General features: G+C 65.8%; 16 protein-coding genes. 4 read left to right on the top strand and 12 right to left on the bottom strand.

The features are described 5' to 3' along the window. Window positions 1–49 precede the first annotated feature (49 nt). The gene (locus ACT6Q8_RS06690; RefSeq protein ID WP_444734573.1) at window positions 50–943 is read left to right on the top strand and encodes a phytanoyl-CoA dioxygenase family protein; all 894 of its coding nucleotides are present in this window, start codon (window positions 50–52) and stop codon (window positions 941–943) included. An 86-nt stretch (window positions 944–1,029) separates the two neighbouring features. Further along, window positions 1,030–2,415 (top strand): L-serine ammonia-lyase, encoded by a 1,386-nt coding sequence (locus ACT6Q8_RS06685; RefSeq protein WP_054166150.1) that lies wholly within the window; start codon window positions 1,030–1,032, stop codon window positions 2,413–2,415. Between the two features lie 227 nt (window positions 2,416–2,642). On the opposite strand, the gene pbpC is transcribed toward ACT6Q8_RS06685, so the two are convergent. The 4 genes from pbpC to ACT6Q8_RS06665 all read right to left on the bottom strand — a co-directional run bounded on the left by pbpC (window position 2,643) and on the right by ACT6Q8_RS06665 (window position 11,812). Further along, window positions 2,643–4,700 carry a penicillin-binding protein 1C gene (pbpC, locus tag ACT6Q8_RS06680; RefSeq protein WP_444734572.1) on the bottom strand — a complete coding sequence of 686 codons (2,058 nt, stop codon included), beginning with the start codon at window positions 4,698–4,700 and terminating at the stop codon, window positions 2,643–2,645. After that, complete coding sequence (locus tag ACT6Q8_RS06675; RefSeq protein ID WP_444734571.1) at window positions 4,697–9,637, bottom strand: alpha-2-macroglobulin family protein; 4,941 nt, start codon at window positions 9,635–9,637, stop codon at window positions 4,697–4,699. The genes pbpC and ACT6Q8_RS06675 overlap by 4 nt, the downstream gene beginning before the upstream one ends. An 80-nt stretch (window positions 9,638–9,717) precedes the next feature. Beyond that, on the bottom strand, window positions 9,718–10,722 hold the full coding sequence (locus tag ACT6Q8_RS06670; RefSeq protein ID WP_054166152.1) for a sensor domain-containing diguanylate cyclase: 1,005 nt from the start codon (window positions 10,720–10,722) through the stop codon (window positions 9,718–9,720). 109 nt (window positions 10,723–10,831) lie between these two features. Beyond that, window positions 10,832–11,812 (bottom strand): LLM class flavin-dependent oxidoreductase, encoded by a 981-nt coding sequence (locus tag ACT6Q8_RS06665; protein ID WP_444739357.1) that lies wholly within the window; start codon window positions 11,810–11,812, stop codon window positions 10,832–10,834. Window positions 11,813–12,006: 194 nt separating this feature from the next. Between ACT6Q8_RS06665 and ACT6Q8_RS06660 the strand changes: the two genes are divergently transcribed. Next, window positions 12,007–13,014: a LacI family DNA-binding transcriptional regulator gene (locus ACT6Q8_RS06660; RefSeq protein ID WP_444734961.1), complete on the top strand. Its 1,008-nt coding sequence runs from the start codon at window positions 12,007–12,009 to the stop codon at window positions 13,012–13,014. Here the strand turns inward: ACT6Q8_RS06660 and ACT6Q8_RS06655 are convergent. From ACT6Q8_RS06655 to ACT6Q8_RS06635, 5 genes are all read right to left on the bottom strand, one after another. Then, the gene (locus ACT6Q8_RS06655; RefSeq protein WP_444734960.1) at window positions 13,011–13,601 is read right to left on the bottom strand and encodes an FMN-binding negative transcriptional regulator; all 591 of its coding nucleotides are present in this window, start codon (window positions 13,599–13,601) and stop codon (window positions 13,011–13,013) included. The two genes, ACT6Q8_RS06660 and ACT6Q8_RS06655, sit on opposite strands and share 4 nt — an antisense overlap. A gap of 7 nt (window positions 13,602–13,608) precedes the next feature. Then, complete coding sequence (locus ACT6Q8_RS06650) at window positions 13,609–15,003, bottom strand: amidase family protein (RefSeq protein ID WP_054166155.1); 1,395 nt, start codon at window positions 15,001–15,003, stop codon at window positions 13,609–13,611. Beyond that, complete coding sequence (locus ACT6Q8_RS06645; protein WP_444739356.1) at window positions 15,000–17,156, bottom strand: S9 family peptidase; 2,157 nt, start codon at window positions 17,154–17,156, stop codon at window positions 15,000–15,002. Before ACT6Q8_RS06645 ends, ACT6Q8_RS06650 begins: the two co-directional genes overlap by 4 nt. A 26-nt stretch (window positions 17,157–17,182) precedes the next feature. Further along, complete coding sequence (locus ACT6Q8_RS06640; protein WP_444734958.1) at window positions 17,183–19,408, bottom strand: TonB-dependent receptor; 2,226 nt, start codon at window positions 19,406–19,408, stop codon at window positions 17,183–17,185. A gap of 262 nt (window positions 19,409–19,670) precedes the next feature. Beyond that, window positions 19,671–20,630 (bottom strand): alpha/beta hydrolase, encoded by a 960-nt coding sequence (locus ACT6Q8_RS06635; RefSeq protein WP_444734957.1) that lies wholly within the window; start codon window positions 20,628–20,630, stop codon window positions 19,671–19,673. A gap of 176 nt (window positions 20,631–20,806) precedes the next feature. On the opposite strand from ACT6Q8_RS06635, the gene ACT6Q8_RS06630 reads away from it, so the two are divergent. Beyond that, the gene (locus ACT6Q8_RS06630; RefSeq protein ID WP_444734956.1) at window positions 20,807–21,574 is read left to right on the top strand and encodes an AraC family transcriptional regulator; all 768 of its coding nucleotides are present in this window, start codon (window positions 20,807–20,809) and stop codon (window positions 21,572–21,574) included. 7 nt (window positions 21,575–21,581) lie between these two features. Here ACT6Q8_RS06630 and ACT6Q8_RS06625 read toward each other — a convergent pair whose 3' ends face one another. The 3 genes from ACT6Q8_RS06625 to ACT6Q8_RS06615 are packed head-to-tail and all read right to left on the bottom strand — an operon-like array spanning window position 21,582 to window position 24,084. Continuing rightward, complete coding sequence (locus ACT6Q8_RS06625; protein ID WP_054166159.1) at window positions 21,582–22,331, bottom strand: SDR family NAD(P)-dependent oxidoreductase; 750 nt, start codon at window positions 22,329–22,331, stop codon at window positions 21,582–21,584. Beyond that, complete coding sequence (locus ACT6Q8_RS06620; RefSeq protein WP_054166160.1) at window positions 22,328–23,200, bottom strand: SMP-30/gluconolactonase/LRE family protein; 873 nt, start codon at window positions 23,198–23,200, stop codon at window positions 22,328–22,330. The genes ACT6Q8_RS06625 and ACT6Q8_RS06620 overlap by 4 nt, the downstream gene beginning before the upstream one ends. Further along, entirely contained in the window at window positions 23,197–24,084 is an 888-nt protein-coding gene (locus tag ACT6Q8_RS06615; protein ID WP_444734955.1) for an aldose 1-epimerase, read from the bottom strand. The genes ACT6Q8_RS06620 and ACT6Q8_RS06615 overlap by 4 nt, the downstream gene beginning before the upstream one ends.

The following is a 24,084-nucleotide window of genomic DNA, read 5'->3' as shown; positions in this document are numbered from 1 at the left end:
CCGGGCGCCGCATCGGACGAGCGGTGGCTTATGAGGAAAGAATGACACGATGAACGTTGCGGTACTGAACAGCCCGTTGACCGCACAGGATCTTGTGACGCCGGATTTCTGGCTCGCAATCAATCCAGACCTGCATGTGATGGACCTGCCGTTCATCAATGCCACCACTCCTTTCAATATCGGCGCCGATTTGGCTCGTAAGGCACGGGAACTGGTTGTGCGCGAAGGGTATTTCCATTTGCCTGGTCCCATTCCATGGCGATTGTCGATCGAAGCCATGCGCAATGCGGTGGGTCATCTGAAAGATCGAGGATTATCGCCGGTCTTTGCCTATGCTTACGACGAATTTTGGGTAATCTTCGCGAGGCTGCATCATCTGATAAAGGCCATACTCGGCGATGACTACATGTTGTTGCCGGACTTCTGGGCCTGGCATGTCGATCCGCGGGCAGGCGAGGCGGGATGGTCGCCGCATCGGGACAAGGGCCAGCGATCCCTGTTCCCTGATGGCACACCGAAAAGCCTCACGATCTGGCTGCCATTGTCGAATGCCAATCCGTTGAACGGCTGCATGTATGTGCTGCCGGCGGACCGGGACAAGACCTATCACACGGACAATGAATGGCAATGGGCGCCTCACCTGCCGGATATCCGGGCGCTGCCCGCCACAGCGGGAGATGTCTTTTGCTGGAATCAGGCAGTGTTGCATTGGGGTGCGCGCAGCTCACCGCGCGCAACTGAACCACGGGTCAGCATCGCGTTCGAGTTTCAGTTGGCGAAAGTCGAACCGTTCAATCAGCCCTTGATGAAGGCGTTGACCATCCCCTCGATGGACAGTCGTATCTCCCTGATATGCAAACAGATAGTACAATATAAGCACATGTACCCCCTGTCGCCGGAGCTGGAAGCCCTGGCGATGGAAAGGCTCAGCACCTCATCTTGAACCGATCTTCAGCGTGCCCTGTACCGACCGGCTCACATGTTGTCGGCCGCTCGGACCTGTACGCCCATCCCCCGGAATGATCCATCATGACCATCAGCGTCTTCGACCTGTTCAAGATCGGCGTGGGGCCCAGCAGCTCGCACACCATGGGCCCCATGACGGCCGCCTTCCGTTTCACCGCCCGGCTGGCGGAAACCGGGTGGCTGGCCCATACGGAGCGGGTGAGCGTCACGCTCTATGCCTCGCTGGCCCTGACGGGACGCGGACATGCCACCGACAGTGCCGCCATCACGGGTCTGGCTGGGTATCAGCCGGCCAGCGTCGATCCCGACGCGGCAGAGGCGCTGGTCCGGTCGGTGACCGATAATCATCGCTTGGCCCTGGGCGGCGTGAAGGAGATCACCTTCGACCCCGAACGCGATATCGAATGGCGCGGATCAGAACGCCTGCCCTTCCACCCCAACGGCATGCTGCTGCGCGCCTTTGATGCCGATGGCACGCTGGTGGCCGCGCGCACCTATTATTCCATCGGTGGCGGCTTTGTCCTGGACGAGGATGAGGCGCGGCAGAACCAGGGCGATGGCGGCAGCGACGGCCCCACCCCGCCCCCGCATTATTACGAAACCGCCGATGGCCTGCTGTCCATCGCGGCGACGACGGGCCTGTCGATCCCCGACATCATCCTGGCCAATGAATGCGCGTCAAAGCCGGAAGCCGACGTGCGCGCTGGCCTGGACGCCATCTGGGCCGCGATGGAGGCCTGCACCGACCGTGGCATGCGCCAGGACGGCTTGCTGCCCGGTGGGTTGAAGGTGAAGCGCCGGGCCGGGCGCCTGCACCGCGATCTGGTGGCGCGTCAGGAACGCATGCTAACCGATCCCCTGTCGGTGCTGGACTGGATCAACCTCTGGGCCCTGGCCGTGAATGAGGAAAATGCCGCCGGGGGCAAGGTGGTGACGGCACCCACCAATGGCGCGGCGGGCGTGGTGCCGGCGGTGCTGCGCTATTATGACCGGTTCTGCAATGGCAGCCGGGAGGGCCGCCACCGCTTCCTGCTGACCGCCGCCGCCATCGGCGGCCTGTACAAGCGCAATGCCAGCATCTCCGCCGCCGAGGTCGGGTGCCAGGGGGAGGTGGGCGTCGCCTGTTCCATGGCCGCCGGTGCCTTGGTTGCGGCGCTGGGCGGCACAGCGGCGCAGATCGAGAACGCCGCCGAGATCGGGATGGAACATAATCTGGGCCTGACCTGTGATCCGATCGGCGGCCTGGTGCAAATCCCCTGCATCGAACGCAACGCCATGGGCGCCATCAAGGCAGTGGACGCCGCCCGCTTGGCCATGATGGGCGATGGCTCCCACCATGTCTCGCTCGACCGCGTCATCGAAACCATGCGCCGCACCGGCGCCGATATGAGCGAACATTACAAGGAAACATCCCTGGGCGGGCTGGCCGTGAACATCCCGGAATGCTGACTTTCCGCGCGGTTCCTGTTATGCTGTCCGCATCAACGCCAGGATTGTGACTGCATGAATTCGGAGCGCATGGCTTTCGGAGTTGGAGTGCCATGCGCTCCTGAAACGCACATCGATTTTGTGTTTCACTTGGTTGCGTAGCGCGGATTAGGCGAAGCCATAATCCGTGCTACGACCCGCGGCTTTCGGAACATCGCCGACACCATGTTCAACAATGTTTCACAGGGTTAATTTTCCGGCGGCCCCGGCACCTGCACCCGGATGGCAGCGCTGGCGCGCTGGCCGGTGCTGTCCATGACGGTCAGGCGGGAAAAGCCGGGGCCGGTCGGGCGCCAGAACCGGCTGTCATCGGGCAGCGGCACATTATCCGCGACCCAGCGGTAAGGTGGCCGTCCGCCCGCCGCCGACAGGGAGACGCCATCGGCCAGCGCTTCCACCTCCGCCCCGTCGGGCGGGAACAGGATGCGCAATCGTTCGCCACGCTGCGTCGCCGCCACCGGCCCGCCGCCATCCAGCCGGGCCAGACCCGGCGGCGGCGTGGTACGAAGCAGCGCATGGTCGGGTTCCGGCACCGGCCTTGTCGGCCCGTCGGGGGGCAGCAGGTCGAACACCCGGAACAGCAACGGGGCCGCCGCCTGCCGTCCCGCCGCTCCGGGCCGGGGCGCGCCATCGGCACGCCCAACCCAGACGGCCACGGTGTAATCGGTGGAAACACCGACGGTCCAGGCGTCGCGAAAGCCAAAGGAGGTACCGGTCTTGAACGCCACCCGCCGTCGCCCGGCAATCCCCTGCCCCCCGGCCAGACCATCGGGAACGGGACTGTCGCGCAGCACGGCCAGAACCGCCCGCGCCGCCGCAGCCCCGACCAGCCGGCCACTGGCGGGGGCCTCCGGCATATCAATCCGGTACCGTAACGGTCTGGTGACGCCGTCATCACCTAGCGCGGAATAGAGCATGGCAAGGTCGGTCAGCCGGATGCCGACACCGCCCAGGGCCAATGGCAATCCCGGCTCTGCCGCCGGTGGCAAGGATAGTTCCGCTCCCGAAATGGTTAACAGTGCCGCCAGCCGCGCCGGCCCCACCCGTTCCAGCACCCGCACGGCGGGGATGTTGAGGGAGCGTTGCAGGGCGTCGCGCGCTGTCACCACGCCGTGAAAGCCGTCATCGAAATTACGCGGCAGCCAATCCCCGAACCGCTGCGGGGCATCATCGATCAGGGTGCCGGGATGCAGGGACAGATCATCGAAGGCCAGGGCATAGATAAAGGGTTTCAGCGCCGATCCCGGCGACCGCACGGCCCGTGACAGGTCCAGCTGCCGCACGCGCCAGTCTCCGCTGCCCAGATGGGCCAGGACACGGCGGTCCTGGTTGGCGATGACCAGGACGGACAGGTCGCCCCCCGCCTCCATCCGCGCCTGTTCCGCCCGGCCCACGGCCTCCAGCGCGCGTTGCAGGTCGGACCGCACACCGGTGCGGATGATGGACCCCGGACCGACACCTGCCACCAGCCGTTCGGCCAGATGCGGGGCCAGCATGGGCAGGGGCAGCATGGTGGTGGGCAGCGGCTCGGAATTGGCCGCCGCCGCCACATCCGCCGCGATCAGGCCCGCCGCCACGGCCCGGTCCAGAACCTTGGTCCGCGCCGCCTTCGCCGCGTCCGGGTACCGGTCAGGCCGCAGCCTTTCCGGTGATTGCGGCAGCGCCACCAGCAAGGCCGCCTGCGCCGGGGTCAGCCGGTCCGGCTCCCGCCCGAACCAGGCCAGCGAGGCCGCCCTTACCCCCTCCAGCGGCCCACCAAAAGGCGCAAGGCTCATATAGAGCGACAGCACGCCGTCCCCGCCCAGCCGGCGGCGCAACTGCAAGGCCCGCAGCCCTTCCGTGACCTTGGCCGACAGGGTGCGCGGCTGCGGCGAGAGCAGGCGGGCCGCCTGCATGGTCAGGGTGGAGGCGCCGGAAATGACCCGCCCATGCCTCACCGCCTGACCCACCGCCCGCACGATGGCCAGCGGATCAACACCGGGATGCCAGCCATGGCGGCGATCCTCCACGGCCAGCAGCATGGCGCGGTAAAGCGGGTCGACGCGGGCAGAGTCGGCCGCCAGCCGCCATGCCCCCTCCGCCGTTGGAAAGGCACGCAGCAGCCGGCCTTCGCTGTCCAGCACCTCCGCCGACCGCCCGTCCCAGCGGCCCATATCGGGCGGCAGGGCCAGGTCGGCAGCCACCGCCAGCCCGGTCAGGGCCAGCAGGACCGCCGCCAGCACCCGCCGCCGGCGCCCGTTGATCACTCCGCCACCTCAATCCGGCCCATCGCCGTCCGGGCCTTCACCTTGGGCACATACATATGCTCCGCCGCCACCGCCGGCAGGGCAAAGGACCCCGGCGTCACGGCGCGGACGGCATAGGCCACCCGGAAGCCCCAACGGGGATCGATCTTGAAGCCGGAAATGCCGGCGGCACCCTGTGTCCCCTCCCGGTTGGCGGGCAGGGACAGGGCCGCCACAAACCGGTCGTCACGCCCCTCGGCAATGTTGGTACCGGACAGCGCGCCCAACCAGCCATAGCCGGCCTGTTCCGGCTTGATCACGCCCTCGATCTCCAACCCGGCGGGCAGCAGGTCCAGGATGGCATAGTCGCCGGGAACGGCCGCCATGCCGGCATTGCCCTCCACCACCACGATGATGCGGTCATTCTGCTTGATGCTGCCCGGATCGACCGGCTGCCCGTCGGCGGTATAGAGGCTCTTGCGCAGGGCGATCCCGGCCTCCACCGCCGGCACCGGGTCCACCGGCACGCCTTCCACCGACAGGGTGCGATAAAGCCCGGTATCGCCCTGGTTGGCCAGCGTCAGGCCGGCGCGCAGCCGGTCCGGGGCGATGCTGGCCGATACCGGATCGCCGGTGCCGACGCTAGCCCCGTCCAGGCTGACGGCCAGCTTCGCGCCCTTCGGGGCCAGCCCGGCAGCGGCACGCAGGATCCAGGCCTTTTCCTGGGTGTTCGTCTCCTCCGCGCGGGTATCCAGGACCTGTGCGGTGTCCAGCAGGGCGGGGATCGCCACACCGCGCCCGCCCGCCGCCATCAGGCTGGCGATGGCATAGGTGTCGCGCAGGCGGCTGCCATAGGTGTCGGTGCGGACCGGCAGCTTGGGGCGCTTGCCCGTCCGCCGCGCCATTTCCCGCGCTGCATCCTCCTCCGCCTCCTTCGCGGCCCAGTCGGCCAGCTTCTCGCGGGCGGCATCAAAGGATTGGCCCGCCCGCGCCCGCTCACCCACGGCATCCAACGCTGCGCCCAGATGGGCGGCGGCCAGGGCCTGTTCGGGCATCTTGCTGTCATGGAAATAGCGCAGGTCGCCGACATTGGCCTTGCCCTTGCGGGCCAGAACCCAGGCGGCATAGGCCCGCACTGCCGGCGGATAGGATCGGCTGGACGCATCGCCCAGCCATTGCCGGCCCAGCGTCAGCGCATCCGCCGGGATCACAAAGCCCTGGTCGGAGGCCAGTTCCAGGAAGTCCATGGCAAAGACCGACAGCCAGGGATCGGCAGCGTCATCATACTGGCCCCACATGCGGAAGCCCCCTTCCGGGTCCTGCATGGACAGGACGCGGTCGATACTGTCCTGCACCCGGTCGGCAATGGCCTTGTCCTGCTTCGTGCCGGCCAGCAGGGCCAGATCGTTGAACCAGAGCAGGGGCATGGCCCGGCTGACCGTCTGTTCCAGACAGCCGAAGGGGTACCGGTCCAGCCAGCGCAGCATGCCCGGCACGTCAATACCCTGCCAGCGGGAGATAGACAGCGACACCGCCTCCGTCCCCGGCACCAGCCCGGTCAGGAGGTCGGCGGGCAGGACGGCATTCTCCCCCGGCGCCAGGGTCGCCACCATCTCCCGCGTGACGGGCAGTTGCGGCGGACGCACCTGGATGGGCCAGGACCGTTCCACCTGGAACCCGCCCGGCCCAGCCACCGACAGGGTGACGGTGCCGATGCCGGCTTCGGTCGCATCCAGCGGTACGGTGAAGACCTGCCGCTCCCCCTGTGCCAGGGTGACGGACCGCGCCGCCTCGCCACCGGCGACAGCGCCCTTGGCGCCCAGGGCCAGCCGGTAGGAACCCGCGGCCCCTTCGACATTATGGATCAGGACGGTCGCACGGCCCTTGTCCGACGGGGACAGGAAGCGGGGCAGGATCACCTCCGCCACTACGGGATCGCGGACCGTCATCCGCCTTTCCGCCGACCCCAGCTTGTCCGTGTCCCAGGCGACGGCCATCAGGCGCAGCTCGCCCTGAAAATCCGGGATGGTCAGGGGAATATCGGCCTTGCCCGCCGCATCCAGCGCCACGATGCCGGAAAACAGGGCCACGGTGCGGGTCGGCACCACGTCCAGCCCGCGCCCGCCGAACCCGTCGCCGCCCTGGTCATCACCCTGGGCCTGCGCCCGGATCAGGCGGCCATAATCATCGCGCATCGACACGCCCAATTGCCGCTTAGCCAGGAAGTAATCCTGCGGCTTGGGCGTGGCAAAGCGGGTCAGGCCCAGAATGCCCTGATCGACGGCAGCCAGGGTGACATGCGCCTTGGCCCCCGCTCCCTTCACGGCCACAGGCACCGTGATGGTCTGGCGCGGCAGCACCCTATCCGGGGCGGCGATGGCAATATCCAGCGTGCGGCGGGCCGCATCCATGCCCAGCCAGGCAACCCCGACGGCCCGCACCGGCGCATGGCCCAGAGAGGCGTTCAGCGGACGGTAGAGGGTGACCAGCGCATAGGCGCCCGGCCCCCAATCCGCCCCGACCTTCACATCGACATCGGCACCGCCCGCCGGCACGGCGATGCTGCGCGTCTCATGCACTGTCTCATTGGCGATGACCAGCAGCGCCTCCCCCGCCACCTCGCTGTCGATGCGCAGGCGGGCTGTGTCGCCGGGGGCATAGCCGGCACGGTCGGCAGCCAGTTTCAGGCGGTCGGGGCGGTCCGGCCCGCTTTCGCCATACCAGCCGCTGGAGAAGGCGACGGACGTGGCTGCCGGACTGGCGCTATCGGCCACAATCAGCCGGTATCCGCCCCAGGTCACGGCCTGCGACAGGACCGACGGTTTGTCGGCGGCGATATCGATTGTTCCGCTGGCCACCAGCTTCTCACGCGGCACCCGCTGATATTTCCAACTTCCCCCGCTGCGGAACCATTGCCAGGTGGAGGTATCCTTGATCAAACGCCAGGACAGGCCCTTGGCGGCAACCGGGTTGCCATCGGCATCGACGGCAATGACCTCAAACCCCGCCTTGGCGCCCTCCGGCACCGCGTCGTGAAACTGCGGGCGGATGCCGATGGACAGCGGCGTGACGAGGACAGGCACATAGACATGTTCGGCGGTCGCCCGCCCACCCGGTTCCCGGATGGCGACATAGATGTCGGCGCGCAGCGGCCTTGTCCCCGGCACCTGCGCCGGGACCGTACCCGTCACCTGCGCCTTACCCGCCGCATCCGTCTCCGCCACCGTCAGGTCCACCGGCTCCACATCGAAACTGTCCGCCGGGGTTCCCCATTGATAACCCTTGTGGCGGGGGAACGGGGCCGGGTCCGGCTCCAGCGTCAGCCGCGCCTCACCGGCCAGGGCGGCACCGGGGGCACCATAGAGGAACCGGGCACTGACATTCAGGACCACCGCCTCACCTGGGGCCAGCCGGGCCGGCTTGTTGTCGATGGCAACGTCAAGACGCTGCGGCACGAAATCCTGCACCTGGAAGCGTACCGATCCGATGGCGGGGCCAGCAGGATCGGCATGGGCCGCCGCTTCCCACTGCCCCCGGTTGGCACTGGCCGGCAGGGTGATGGACAGGTGGCCCGCCGCACCGCCGTCATCAGCCATCTCGAACCGCTGATGCTCCTTGCCGTCGGGCCGCTTCAGCTTGATGGTTAGACGCCGGCCCGGCAGGGCCAGGGCCTGCGGATCGCGCAGCAGGGTGGTCAGTTCCACCGTCTCCCCGGGACGGTAGATGCCGCGTTCGGTATAAAGGAAAGCATCCGCCGCCGCCGACGGCTGGCGTCCCTCCACACCTCGGTCGGACAGATCGAAACCGGGCCGGCGCAGGTCCAGGAAGTTGAAATCGCCATCTTCGCGATAGGCCATGACCATGACGGGCGCCAGACCGCCCTCGCCGCGCAGCAGCCCGGCATCGAAATGGAAAAGCCCCTTGCCGTCGCTTTTCGCCTCTGCCAGCACATCATTGTTGCGGGCGATCAAGGACAGGCGCACGCCGCCGACGGGCTTGGCGCTGGACAGGGATCGCACCGAAAGGGTCAGGCCATCCGCGCCTCGGAAGCTGGTCAGGCCCAGGTCGGACTGCACCACCCATTGCCCGGCCTGGGGCCGGTAATCGTCGGAATAATAGTAATTATCCTCCCCGTCCTGGCGCGGGGCATCGGGGTTGCTGGCTACCAGCAGGTAAGCACCGGGTTCGGTCTCGCCGATGGCATCGGCCAGGGGGAACAGGGTGGTGACGGCACTGTTGCGCGGACCCGTCACGGTCACTTCGCCCTGCCAGACCAGCCGCCCCTCATCCTGCTCCACCTCCTTCGCGCTGTAGGGGTAGAAGCTGCGTTCATCCACAAAATCCTGCCGCATGCGGGCCAGCATGCGGTCGCCGACACGGTAGAGCTTGATGGCAAGCCGGTCGACATTGACGGTGGTGATGGGCAGGCCGTCGCCCGTTTCACGCGGCAGGATGAAGCCCTGGCCCAACGCCACAGCCGGCTGCCGGTCGGTCAGGGCCAGTGTCACCGTGGCCGCCGCCTCCAGCGTGCCGGCGCCGGCACCCGCCGGCAGACCGGGGCGCAGGGTGGCCTGATACTCAGTGCCGAAGGTCAGGCCCGACAGGCACAGCTTCTCCCGCGCCACCCGGAAGGCCGCGCGCGTGTCAGCCGGCAGCTCGACATAATCGGCGTAATTGACGGTACCCGTCTCGTCCAACGGCTTGTTGAAGACCAGACAGGCCTCCGCGACAGTGCCACCAGCCTCTGTCGTCACGCGGGTAAAGCGGAAGGCACGATCATCCGGGGTTGCGGGCGGCAATGTCCTGGCCGTCACCGGCTGTGTCGCGGTCACCGGTGGCGGGTCCAGCTTCGCCGCCATCCTGTCCGCTGGCCGCAGCGCCTGCCATCCGGCAAAGCCAACGGCCCCCAAGGACAGCACCGCGATAGCCGTCAGGACGACACGCTTCGACACCGGCATTTTCCCCCTCCCCGAAACGTCCGGAAAGGAGAGTGCCAACAGCTTTATGGCAATACAACGGTCAGGGGCGGGCCTATCACTTACGAGCGGCGGCTGCGCTTATTCTCATACATGCGCGCATCCGCCTCCCGCAGCGCCTCGTCCGGGTTGGACCGGTGCGGGTCGGCATGCACGACACCGAAACTGGCACCGGGATAGTCGATCACCACCTTACCCAGATCGTAGCGTCCCTGAACCAGCGGGGCCAGACGGCGACGCGGTGCCTCGTCATTTTCGCCATCGCTGGGTGCCGTCAGCCCGATGACGACAAATTCGTCACCGCCCAGCCGGCCCAGCATGTCGCCCGCGCGCAGCCCCTTGGACAGACGGCACCCAACCTCCACTAGGAAGACATCGCCCGCATCATGGCCATGGGTGTCATTGATCTTTTTGAACCCGTCCAGGTCGATGAAGACGACCAATACCCGCTGCCCCGTCCGCCGCCCCAGCGCGAACAGTCGATCCAGCTCCGCCAGGGTGCAGCGGCGATTGGGCAGCCCGGTCAGGGCATCGGTGGCAGACTCCGTCTCCAGCGCCGCATTGGCTTTCTGCAAATCCGCCAGCAGGCGTTCGCGTTCCAGCTGCTGCCCGATCAGGGTGGAGAAAAGCGACAAGGCCTGTTTGCCTTGCGGGGTCAGGGGCTGGCGGTCACTGCTGGCGGCGCAGAGCGTGCCATATAGGTGCTCGCTGCCCAGATAGACGGGCGTGCTGGCATAGGTCTGGATGCCCAGCGCCCTGGCCGCGTCGGAATCGCCCCAGCAGGCGGCGACATCCTCCGTGTAAGACCGCCCTTCTTCCAGCGCGCGCTTGCACAGCGTGTCGTCCCAGGGCACCGACAGTCCCTCGGCTATCTGCATCGTCCGGCTGTTGCGGGAAAACAGGATGGTCTGCATCCCGGCGCCGGTATCGATATGGGTCAGATAGGTGCTTTCCAGACCCGTCACCAGTTCCAGCAGTTCAAGCAGGGGCCGGGTCAGCTGTTCCACGGTGCGGGCGGAACCCAGGGTTTCTGACACTTTGCCAAGGAGGTCGGTTTGCAAAGGCATCCCTCAAACGTTCTGAAAATCACACCATGATATGCGGATCATTTTGTCGGTGAACAGTGAGGCGCTGACCAGTCGTCTTTTCGGATAGGTCGTAAGACAGCAACCGGTGTCAGCGCATCAGGCCCGCAATAATCTCGAACGAGCGCAGCCTTTTGCCGAAATCGAACATATCCGACACGATCATCAGCTCATCGGCATGGGTCCGTTCCAGCAGCGCATCGACGCCCCGGCGCACCGTCTCCGGCCCTCCGATAATGGAACAGGCCAGCATCTGCTGAACATGCATCTTCTCACGCGGGGACCAGTAGGTCTCAATATCGGCGATGGGCGGCTGGGTCAGACGGCGGGTCCCCCTGACCATGTGCGTGAAGGACATCTGCTGTGAGGTTGCCAGATACTGGGCTTCCGCGTCGCTTTCCGCCGCGATGATATTGACGCCGACCAGCGCATGGGGCCGCTGCTGCTGCGCCGATGGCCGGAAACGGTCGCGATAGATGGCCAGGGCCTGATCCAGGGAGCCGGGGGCGAAATGGGAGGCGAAGCCAAAGGGCAGGCCCAGTTCGGCGGCCAGCTGCGCCCCGAACAGGCTGGAGCCCAGAATCCACAGTGGCACTTCCGTGCCGGACCCCGGCACCGCCTCAATCGGCTGTCCCGGAGTGGCGGGCGCCAGATAGGCCTGCAGCTCCAGCACATCGCGGGGGAAATTCTCGGCACTGGCCGGGTCACGACGCAACGCGCGCAAGGTGTATTGATCCGTCCCCGGCGCACGGCCCAGGCCAAGGTCGATGCGGTCCGGAAACAGCGTCGCCAGCGTGCCGAACTGTTCGGCGATCACATAGGGCGAATGGTTGGGCAGCATGATGCCGCCCGCCCCCACCCGGATGTGGTGGGTACCAGCCGCGATATGGGCGATGATCAGGGAGGTCGCCGCCGTCGTCACCGTCGGCATATTGTGATGTTCGGCCACCCACAGGCGCTTATAGCCCTGCTGTTCGGCATGCTGCCCCAGTATCCGGGCCTCATCCATCGCGTCGCGGCGGCTACCGCCCTCACGCACGCGGCCCAGTTCCAGAATCGAAAAATCAACCAAACCATGTCTCCAGGGCCGCGTGTCCGCCTGGCCCGTCAGGGATCGATCATCGCCACCCATCGGGCAGCCTCGCAAATCCATATAGGGATATTGGTCCGGCGTGACGAGGGGGGGTGCGAAGCGCTTGCCAAGCGGGCATGGTTTGATAAGTAGGATAATATCATTCACCCCAGCCAGCGGCGGAACGCGTCATTGTGGATATAACGATCAACGACGTTGCCGAACGGGCGGGTGTTTCCATCCGCACCGTATCCCGCGTGCTGAACCGGTCCACCAAGGTCAATGCCCTGACGCGTGAGCGCGTGGAGGAGGCGATTGCCGCCCTGGGCTTCCGGCCCAGCGCACGGGCGCGTGGTCTGGCCACGGGCCGGTCCTTCCTGATCGGCATGGTCCATAATGACCAAAACGCCTTGGTCCTGGACGCGGTACAGCGCGGCATGGTGCATGAGGCAACACGGCGCGGGTACGAGATTGTGATCCACCCGGCCCCCGCCGGCCATCAGGGACCGGTGGAAAATGTGCTGGATTTCGTGGGGCGGTCGCGGGTCGACGGGGTCGTCGTACTGTCGCCCGTCTCCACAGTGGCTGGCCTGCCAGAGGCGCTGGCAGCAGCGGATGTGCCGGCCATCGCCCTGTCGCCTACCCCGCTGACCGGTTTCGCCGGCTTCCTTGTCTCAAACGAACGGGCCGGTGCCGCCGATGTGGCACGCCATCTAGTGGGGCTGGGCCATCGCCGCATCGCGCTGGTATCCGGCCCGTCATCGGCGCGGTCAGCGCAGGAGCGGCGTGCCGGCTTCGTGGCGGCCTTGATGGAGGCCGGGTGCGGCCTGATCGGCGAGGTGGAAGGCGATTACGGTTTTGCATCGGGCGTGGCCGCCGCCGAACGGCTGTTGACGCTGGACCCAATGCCCACCGCCATTTTCGCCGCCAACGACATCATGGCCGCCGGCGTGTTGAAGGCCGCCGCCGCGCGCGGGATCGCGGTACCGCAAGACCTGTCCGTCGTGGGCTTTGACGGCAGCGTCCTGGCCCAGATGCTGACGCCGGCCCTGACCACGGTCCACCGGCCATTGGGGGAGATGGCGCAACTGGCCACCGCCTGGCTGATCAACATGATTGAGGACATGCCAACGCAAACCGAACTGCACCGGACCCTGACCCTGGTGCCGGGCGAATCCTCCGGTCCCGCACCACGCGGTTAGGGCAGCCGTCCCGGATTGAAGCGCCGCATCCATTCCAGAAGGGCAGGATCGGAATGGCTGTCCAGGATATGATGCAGGGTTTCCAGCCGTTCATCCTGACCCAGCTTGAACTTCGCCTTCACGCGGGTGACGCGGGCGCGAAAACCGATGATGTGACGGGCCAGTTGCTGATAGCGCGCACCCAGTTCCGCCGGGTGCCAGGGATGTTCCCGGAAATGCTCCACCCTGTCGGCAAGCAGCTCCAGGGAGGGACCGGTCAGGTCCGGATCAAAGGTGATCTCCGCCCAGACCCGCGCCTGCGCATAGTTCCAGGTCGGGCCCCAATCCCGCCGCCCCGCATGCGATGGCGAGATATAGGCATCCGGCCCCTTGAACAGGATCAGGGCGCGCGGATCGCGGATCAGTGCCGCCCGCAGCGGATTGGCAAGCGCCAGATGGCCGATGAGTTCGGTCAGCTGGCCCGCCGCATCGAACCGGCCCACCAGGGGTAACAGACTGGCCTCTTCCCCGTCTTTGCTGGTCACCCAGGCAAGGGGGAACTGCGCGATCAGGTCCCGCAGATCATCGGCGGCGTATTGCTCAAACATGTCCTGCTTACCTGTTCACGGCCGTTTCGGGCCAGCGCCCGGCCCATGGCTGTGCCTGTTCCAATTCAAAGGCCAGGGCCAGTAGTAGTTCCTCCTGCCCGCGATCAGCGGCAAACATGACGCCGATGGGCAGTCCCTGCGCTGTCCAGGACAGCGGCAGGGAGATGGCCGGCGTACCCGACAGGTTCTGCAACGGTGTGTAATCCAGCCAGCCGAACATCCGTTCCATCAGCACATCCCCCGGCAGGTTGGGCGCCATGAAGCCGCGTTCGGGCGGGGGCGCGGCCAGGGTCGGGGTCAGGATGGCATCGTAATCCTGGAAGAAGGCCGACAGCCGCTTCGGCAATACCGCCACCTGCCCCCAGGCCTGTTCCAGATCGTCGGTGGACAGGGCCTCGGCCATACGGCCCAGGGCATTGGTCCAGGGTTCGAGTAATTGTTGGGGATCGTCCCCGCGCCCACGCACGGCATCGACGCAATCGGCACCGATATGGCACCACAAGGTGCGTTCGGCCCGCATCGCGGCCACACCATCAAACGGCCAATCGGTGATGGTCACATCATGGCCCAGGGCACGGCAGAGTGCCGCCGCCCCCTCCACCGCCACCTCGCAGGCAGTATCCGGTTGCCTGCCGGACAGCGTCCGGGGCATCAGGGCGATGCGCAGACGCCGGGCAGACGGTCCCGTCACCGGTGCGGGGCGCGCCGGATGGGCCAGGGCGAAACCGGCGGCCACGTCGCGCACGCTGCGCGCCATCAGGCTGTCGCCGACCAGCAGGTCCTCCACCACATGCCGGGCACGGACCCGGACGGTGGTACCGCGTCCGGGTTTCAGCCCCACGATGCCGCAGCACGACGCGGGAATACGAATGGAGCCGGCCCCATCACTGCCATGGGCCAGCGGCACCAGACCCGCCGCCACCGCCGCCCCTGCCCCGCCGCTGGACCCGCCCGGTGAATGGGCGGCGGACCAGGGGTTGCGGGTGACGGGGCCGATCATCGGCTCCGTCACGCCCAGCAGGCCGAGTTCCGGCATGGCGCTTTTGCCCACGGGGATCAGCCCCGCCTGATCTAGCCGTCGGACATACTCATGGCCCATGGTGACCGGGGTCAGCGGTTTGGACGCCGATCCGCCCCGGCTGGGCAGACCCGGATAATCCAGGCTGTCCTTCAGCAGATAGGGCACACCGGCAAGAGCATGATCGGGCAGCGGCCCCGCGGCCCGGGCCCTGCCCAGATCGAAGGAAGGCCAACTGACCGATTGCAAGGCGGGGTCCAGCGCCTCAATCCGCAAGATCGCCGCTTCGGTCAGTTCGGGGGCCGAGAGTTCGCCCGACCGGACCAGACCCGCCTGGGCATGTGCGTCCAGGCGGCCAATGGCGATGGCATCCGACAACTTCATTTCAGCCCCTTGCTCCAGATCAGGCTTTGTTCGGCAAAGGCCCAGAACAGGGCCATCTGTTTGAACTGGTCGGTCAGGCCCGCCCCCGCCTGATGCCCGGCTTCCATGTCGACATGGAACAGGATGGGTGACGGACCCTTGTTATGGTCGCGCAGCGTGACCACCCATTTGCCCGCCTCCCAGTAGGAGACGCGGTCATCGCGGATGCCCGCCGTGGCCAGCACGGGCGGATAGACGGCATCGCGTACATTCTCATAGGGGGAGATGGAGGCGATGTAATCATAGGCCTGCGGATCGGCCAGCGGATCGCCCCAGTCGGGCCGGAAGGCCGGGACCAGCGGGTGGTCCCCATCGCTCATGGTGTTCAGCATATCAACAAAGGGTACCTGCGCGATCACCCCGCCCCAAAGATCGGGTCGAAGATTGGTGACCCCACCCATCAGCAGCCCGCCCGCCGACAGGCCATAGGCCACGATGCGGCGGCGGACCGTGTAGCCCTGGCCAATCAGATGCTCGGCACAGGCGATGAAGTCAGTGAAGCTGTTCTTCTTCTTGAAGCGCCGTCCGTCCAGAAACCAGCGCCGCCCCTTTTCCGACCCGCCACGCACATGGGCGATGGCGTAGATCCAGCCACGGTCCACCAGGGCCAGGGCAGGAACGGAAAACTCCGCTTCCGATGGCACCCCATAGGAGCCATAGGCGTAAAGCAAAAGCGGTGACGATCCGTCCAGTTTCACGCCCTTGCGCATCAGCACCGTCAAGGGCACCTGTTCCCCATCGGACGCAGGCACCATCAGTCGCCGCACTTCATAGCGCGCGGGATCGAAGCTCTTGCCCGCCGCCTGCTGCTGCACGATGCGACGGGTGCCAGAGGCCATGTCGTAGTCCAGCCATTGGCGTGGGGTGCGCGGGCTTTCATAGATCAGGCGCAGGATGGCGCCGTCCGGTTCCTGCACCGGGGCGAGCGTGATGGCATAGGCCGCTTCATCAAAGGACAGGGTGTTTTCCCGCCCGTCGCGGCCCGTGACCACAATCTCCAGTCGGCCCTCCACCCGCTGCAACCGCACGAAATGGTCGCGGAAGGACAGGGTCTCAAGAATATGGCAGCCGGGACGGTGGGGCACCCAGTCGCGCCAATGGGCACGGACCGGCTGCGTCAGGCTGGCCCGCATCAGTTTGCCATCCAGGGCGCCGTCGGCATCGGTCAGGATGATCAGGTCGCCTGCCCATTCCTGAACCCGGTAATGCAGGCCGGGCTGACGTGGCTCCACCAGCATCGGTTCGGCCAGAGGGTCGGCGGCTGGGATCAGCCGCACCTCATCCACATCCGGCCCCAGGATATGGATCACGACATGACTGTTGGATGCCGTGCGCGACAAGCCCATGAACAGGGCGGGATCGGGTTCGGTATAGACCAGGACATCATCCCCACCCCGCGCAGGACGGCGGAACACCTTCACGGGCCGCGACAGGGGATCGCGCCAGATCCAGAACACATACTGGCTGTCGGGGGAGAAGGCGACGCCGTGCCAGCCATAGGCATCGGCATTGGGCGTCGTGCTGACCGCACCGGTTTCCAGGTCACGCACACAGATGCGGTGACGGTCCCCGCCCTCCACATCCTCCGCCCACATGAACAGCCTGTGGTCGGGACTGTGCTCCGCTTCCGTCACCCGGAAATAGGCATGGCCCTTGGCCCGTTCCTGCCCATCCAGCAGAACCTGTTCGGCACCGCCGCCGCGCGGGCGGCGGGCATAGACCTTGTGATCCTGGCCGGCCCGGACATAGGTGTAATAATCCCATGGCCCGTCAGGCACGGGCGGTGCCGCCTGCTCCGCGCCGGTCAGGGCCTGCATCGCCGCCACGATATCACCCTGTATCCCAACCGTGGGAGCCAGCATGCCGTCGGCATAGCGGTTTTCCGCATCCAGATGGGCGCGGATTTCCGGGTCCATCTGGCTAGTATCGCGGGAAACCCTGGCCCAGTTGGGATCGCGCAGCCAGGCGTAATAATCGATACGGGTACGGCCCAGTTGAACAATGCGCTTGGGTCGCTTTGGCGGGCGCGGCGGGGATGGGGGACCGTCCGCCGCGACGCCCGGCAGGGGGAGCAGGGCGACGCCGGCCGCCATCAGGAATGAACGACGCTGCATCATCATGCTCCCCATACGGTTCCCCCTTACATCGACCAGTGCAGCGTGACACCGTAGGTGCGGGGCCGCACAAGACCCTGGCTCAGGCCATTAGCCTCCGGCAGGGTACGGGTCACACCACGCTTGTCGGTGATATTGTTGGCGAAGACCGTCGCCTTGGTCGTGCCGAAGGTGGCGCCAAGACGCAGGTCGAACAGGTTATAGCCACCCTGCCCATTCACCGCGACACCCGGAACGGCGGAGTTCATGTCACTGATCCCCTTGGACAGATAGCGATGGGCGAAGGTGACGGTCGGATCATAATCCGCATCGAACGTGTAGATGGCGGTATTGGCAATGGACCAGTCCGACGAGCCGGCCAGACGCGACCCCTTGGGCGCGGTGCCGTACCAGAGAATGAAGAGATCCTCGTCCAGCCGGGCCTTCATGTAAGTGACGCTGCTCTGGATATCCAGGTTGGCTGTCGCCTGCCAGGTGGCCGACATTTCCAGCCCCTTGATGGAGGCGGCGGCCCCGTTGGAGGCATAGTTGAAATTGTCCGGCGTCAGTAGGCGCAACTGGATATCGGTCCAGTCGACATAGAAGGCCGTGGCATCCAGCAGCAACTGCCCATCGGCCAGGGTGGCGCGCAGGCCCGCCTCATAATTCTTCAGGCTGTCGCTTTTCGATCCGCTGGGGATCGGGAAGGCGGACAGGCCGGACCCGTTGGGTGTACCGAAGCGGAAACCCTCTGAATAGAGACCATAGACCATCAGCGTTTCGCTGGGCTTGTAGGTGATGGAGAGTTTGGGGGAGAAACCGTCTTCCTTGGTCTGGGTCCTTTCCACCAGCGGATTGCCGGGGTAGGTGGAGAAGCCGATGGTGGTGGAGGTGCTGATCACCTCCGTCTTGAACAGACGGCCCCCTGCCGTGACCTTCAGTTCCGGTGTGATGGAATAGGAGGCTTCACCGAACAGGGCGCTCTCCTCCCCCTTCAGGTCGGTGTAGAAGGCGTTGAAGATGCTGCCATCGGGCGCGATAATCGCCCCCTTGCCAGGGCCATATTTGGGCGAGGCATCGAAGGCAGCGGCGGCGCCATTGGCACCCAGCTGTTCATAGAGATGCTTGTCGCTTTCAAAATACATGCCTCCCAGCAGCCATTCAAAAGCCCCATCGCCGTTAGACGCCAGACGCAGTTCGGCTGACTTGCCGTCGCTGTCACCGCCCGACCGCACATAAAGCGGGTTGGTGATGTTCAGGCCCAGATCGGCATTATAGGCGGCGCGATAGGGGGTGAAGTCGAAGACGAAGCCCTGGTTCTTCTTCTGATACGCCCCCAGCGCCGTTAGCGTCGCGAAGCCCAGATCGCGGTCCAGGCGCAGGCTGTGAATTTCAACATTGGTATCGTTGGTTTCCGGCAGGGCGCTGGAACGACCGAAGCTGCCATAGGCCGGGTTTCGATAGGGCGCATCATCCGCCGCCGTCTTCTGATAAAGGCTGAGCCAGGAAACCTCCGTCAGGTCATCGGGCGTCCAGACAACCGACAGGCGGCCACCGCCGACATCGATATCGCTGGACCCCTTCTCCCCCGTGCCGGCATTGTCCAAATAACCTGGATCGCGGCGGAAGGTGCCGACGGCGCGTACCGCCAGCTTATCCTCCACCAGCGGCATGTTCAGCATGGCCTTGCCGGTCCAGCCGATATCGGCATTGCGGGTGCGCGACAATGTGGTTTCGATGGCGGCGTCCGCCTTCGTCGCATCGGCCTTGTTGGCGATATAGTTGACGGCACCACCCATGGAGGCTGACCCGAACAGCGACCCCTGCGGCCCGCGCATCACCTCCACCCGGTCCACGTCGAACGCGTCAATATCCGGGATGACAATGGTCCAGCCGGGTTCGGTCAGCGGCACTTCGTTGATGTAGTAACCCGTCGTGCCCTGCCCCTGCACATTGCCAGAATTGGTGGCGACGCCACGGATCACGACATGCGACGTGCCGGGCTGAAACTCGTTGAACACCACGCCGGGCGTGCGCTGGATATAGTCGGCGAAGCTCTGCGCGCCGATGGCTTCCAACTGCTTGCCGGACACGGCGGAAACGGAGCCGGAAACGTCACGCACGCTCTGCTGCCGCTTGGTGGCGGTGACGATGATTTCTTCCAGCAGAATGCTTTTATCGGTGGTGGCTGCCTCCTGTGCTATCACCGCCAGGGGCGCCAGCGCGGCGGTGCAGGACAGGATGAGGGTGCGGTACCAACGGCTATTGGTCATGTCGAGGATCCCTGTTCTGTTCATGGTCAGGGCCGTAGCCGGCCTCTCTTCATGTTTCAGCCTATGCCCTTCCCGGCGGCCCGGCACACCTGCGTAGGTCATTTACTCTCGCGTTCGGGCCAATTGGGAAACATCTGTATCCGGCCGCCATATGGCGTTGCAGTATGCAGATGCCCTCACCGGTCGCAGGGCGACAGGATTGATAAAGCTTTGATTTCATTGGATACCACGCCGGATCGTGGCATCCCCCTGCTGCAACGCGTCAGGACCGGCAAAGGCGCCGGGACAGCCAGGCCGACGCCTCTGTGAAGGCGCGGTCGGCAAGCGAGGAAATGGAAACCGCCTCCAGGAAGCTGTGGCTGGCTCCGTCATAGAGGCTGGCGCTGACCGGCACGCGAGCACTGCGCAAACGGGCGGCCATGGCCAGATTGCCATCCACCAGGATGTCGCAAGCCGCGATGCACAGAAAGGCGGGCGGCAGGCCCGACAGATCGGCCCGCAGCGGTGCCGCCAGCGGGTTGTCATAATCCGCCGCCCCGCGTAGATAGGCATCCCAGAACACCACCATTTCGGCACTGTTCAGCATGTAGCCGTCCGAACCATACCGTTCGTGTGACGCCGTGACGGCATGATCGAAGGCACCATAATTCAGGACCATGGCATCCAGAACCGGCTTGCCATGCCGCCGCAGCATCAGATTGGCAGCCACCGCCATATTGGCACCGGCACTGTCGCCACCGATGGCGATGCGGGCGGGGTCAAGGCCGGGTCCGGCGGCACCGGCGCGGACCGCGTCCACAACCTCCACAATCTCTTCCAGCGCGGTCGGGAACTTCGCCTCCGGTGACAGGCTGTAATCCACACCGAGGACAGCAACCCCGGCACGGGCCGCATATTCGCGCATCAGCCGGTCATGCGTATCCAGGCTGAACAGCATCCAGCCACCGCCATGGATGTAAAACATGACGGGAAGGTCGGCACCGATAGACGGTTCGTGGATGCGCACGCGCACACCGCGATCCCCCAGACGCATTTCCCGCGTCCGGGCCATGACGGGGCCACCCTTCGTCCAGGGTGCCCGAACCGTCTCCGCCACCTGCCGCCTGTCGACCAGCGTCTGACCCGGCAGCGCCGGGTGAGCAGCATAGCCGCTGCTGATAGCCTGATGGAAACGACGGATATCGGGGTCCAGATCGTCGGCGGCCTTGATCACTTCACTCACAAACCAAACTCCCGGCTGTCGGCATGGACCGAATGCTACGGGAGCCGGCATCGCCACGGCTTGCCGGGGCGGGCCAATCACTGGCGCGAACGGGCCGTTCAAAGCAGGTGACCTTGACCCGCATGCCATGATGCCCATTCTTCTACCGTGTCCGGGCCATCATTCAGGGAAGGAAGATGAAACGCAGTGCCGATTATCTGACCACCCAGCGGCCCGTGATCGCGCTTCAGGACGAATATCCTGCCGGTTTCGTCGATCCGTTCCACAGCCATCAGCATACGCAGCTGCTTTATGCATCCGCCGGGGTGATGTCGGTGGTGACCGACCGCACCTCCTTCGTGCTACCGCCGCAACGCGCGCTCTGGCTGCCGGCGGGCACACCGCATGAAGTGTCGTGCCGGGGGCCGGTGTCGCTGCGCACCCTCTATATCGACCCGGTGCGCGACCGGCAGCCGGACGGGTGCCGAGTGATCGAGGTGTCGGACTTCCTCCGCGCCCTGATTCTGGAAACGGCCAGCTTTCCACCTGATTATGATCTGGAAGGCCGGGAGGGTAGGATCGTCGCCCTGCTTCTGGACGAGATCGAGCGGATGCCCAACGCGCCCTATGAGGTGCGGATGCCCGTGGATGAACGGCTGCTGCGCGTCTGCCGCGCTATCCTGGCCGAACCCTCAGACAACCGCGACCTGGATGATTGGGCACGGCTGGCAGGGATGAGCCGGCGTACCTTCACCCGCTTGTTCAAGCAGGAAACAGGCATGGGCGTCGCTGTCTGGCGGCAGCAGGTGCGGCTGATGGAGGCGCTGTCGCTGCTGGCTAGCGGGCGGCCCGTGACGCTGGTCGCCTTCGATGTCGGCTATGACAGCCCCAGCGCCTTTACCGCCATGTTCCACCGTACCTTCGGCGTGCCGCCCAGCCTTTATCAGATGCGCGAAGGGTCCTGACGGCGGTTCAGTTCTGCGTCAGGCCTGCATCGACAATGAAGTTGGCACCCGTGCAGCCGGCACTTTCGTCCGATGCCAGGAACAGGGCCATGGCCGCCACATGATCTGCCGTCAGGCGGAATTTCAGGGCCTGCAGATCAATGAATTGCTGGTTCAGTTCCGGTGTCAACCACAGGGCTGCCTGACGGTCGGTCAGGATGGCGCCCGGCACGATGCAGTTCACCCGCACACCCCCCGGCCCATATTCGCGGGCCAGCGTCCGGGTCAGGCCGTTGATGGCAGCCTTTGATGTCGTATAGCTGACCATGCCGGGCCGCCCGCGCATCCAGGAAATGCTGCCCAGCATGATGATCGCCCCCTGCCCGCGCGCCATCATGGCGGGGGCGACGGCCTGGCTGGCAAAGAACTGATGGTCAAGGTTAAGCGCCAGCATGCGCCGCCAGCTTTCGGGCTCGACCTCCCCCACCACCTGCCGGTCATCCTTGCCGGCATTGTTGATCAGGGCGTCGATTCCGCCGCTGAACTGTTCGATATCGGCGATGGCGGCGCGCAGGGCAGCAATATCGGTGATGTCGCAGGGCACGAAACGGGCACCGGTACGGTCCGCCATGGCTGCCCCGACATTGGCGTCGATATCAATGAAGCTGACCCGTGCCCCCTGGGCCGCGAACGCCTCCACCATCGCCCCGCCGATGCCCGATGCGCCGCCAGTGATCAGGACGGAACGGCCTTCCAGGCTGTGATAGCGCACATTCATGGCAGGCTCTCCGGGTTGCAGGGCGTATTGGGTAGGCCAGGAACATCGACCGGCATGGCGAAAAGCGCGCCATCCATCGGCCCCTCAAAGCCGGCGGCGACGCTGGTGACATACAGGGTCTTGGCGTCCGGGCCACCAAAGCAGGGCATGGTGGGGCAGCGGGCCGGGGTGCGGTATTCCGCCATCAACCGCCCGTCAGGATCATAGCGCTGCACCCGCCCGCCCGCATAAAGCGCGGTCCAGTAACAGCCATCCGCATCCACCGCCGCCCCGTCGGGACGGCCCCGGTCGGGGGCTTCAGGGTCCAGTTGCGCGAACAGCCGCTTGTTGGCGACCTGACCACTGGCCGGGTCGTAATCATAGGCATGGATGGCGAAACGCGGCGTGTCGGCATGGTACAGCGTGCGCCCATCGGGGGCGAAGGCCAGACCGTTGGAGGTCAGCAATCCGCCGAACAGCAGGCGCAGACCCGCCTTTTCCAACCGGTACAGGCCCCCGCGCGAACCGGATTTCGGTTCATCGATGGTCCCGATGATCAAATGGCCCGCCGGGTCGACACGGCCATCATTGAAGCGGGTATCGGCGGGATCGGTCGGGTTGGGCGCCAGCATCGGCCCCACCTTCCCATCCGTATTCAGCTGATAGATACCCGTCCGCATCGCGGCGACATAGCCACCGCCGGCCAGCGGCACGACACACCCAGGATGTTCGGGAAGGTCCAGGCTGGACAGGGCCCCATCGGCAGGGTGGTAGCGGTGAAGCAGCCGCCCGTGAATATCGACGAAGGACAGGATGCCCGCCCCCCCATCCCAGACGGGACATTCCCCCAGCCGGGTACGCAGGGGAAGCACAGGGGTAAATTCACTCATGCCAAAGGCTCCGCATTGATGCGAACGGTCCCGGACAGGCTGGCACCAGGGGCCAGGATGGCCATGGGCGGCAGTTCGGGCTGGTTCAGGGCATTGGCGCCGTGTGTCACCGGCTCCACCGCGAAAAAGTCACGGCCCGCCGGGGTATAGACGCGCAAGGTGCCGAAAATCCGGTCGGCCCGCAGACTGACCAACAGGCCGGGCACCGATCCCGTCATATGGGCGATGCCGGCCCAGCCGGGGAAATCACCATCCACGACGCTGTCATCCAGGGGCCGGCCATGGCGGAAATCGGGGTCCGGTGGCATCACCACCTTATCCGGCAAGCCATCGGCCCCGCTGCGCCAGTAGGACAGGGACGAAAAGCGCAACATCGTCCCCGCAACCCGCCGGAAGAAGGGGTGCAGGCCCATGCCAGCCGGGGCCATGCCTTGGCTATCATTGGTCAGGTCCAGACCGATTTCCAGGCCTGTATCGTCCAGCCGGTACGCCATCCGCGCGGTGAAGGCATAGGGCCAGTCGCCCTGCCCATCCGTTGCCGGCTGATACGACAGACGCAGGCGGACATGGGTGTCGGATCGTTCATCCACCGCCCATTCACGCTGCCAACCCAGCCCATGCAGCGGGTGGGTGATATCGGGCGTGTTGCGCGGGACGTGGTGCCAGCGACCGGCGAACAGAAAGCGGCCATCGGCAATGCGGTTGGCATAGGGCAGCATGGGATAGCAGGCGGTGCGCCGCACCTGCCCGGTCGCCACGGCATCGGCAGGCGTGGGCCGCATGATATCGGCACCATCACGCGACAGCGACACAAGCGCACCACCGATGGAGGGCGCCACTTCCGCCCGCATGCTGCCCGCCGCCAGGGTGATGATCGCCGCCAT

Source organism: Niveispirillum sp., assembly GCF_052437035.1.
Taxonomy (GTDB): Bacteria; Pseudomonadota; Alphaproteobacteria; order Azospirillales; family Azospirillaceae; genus Niveispirillum.
Note: the sequence above shows the minus strand (reverse complement) of the source record. Positions and strands in the feature narration are given on the sequence as shown.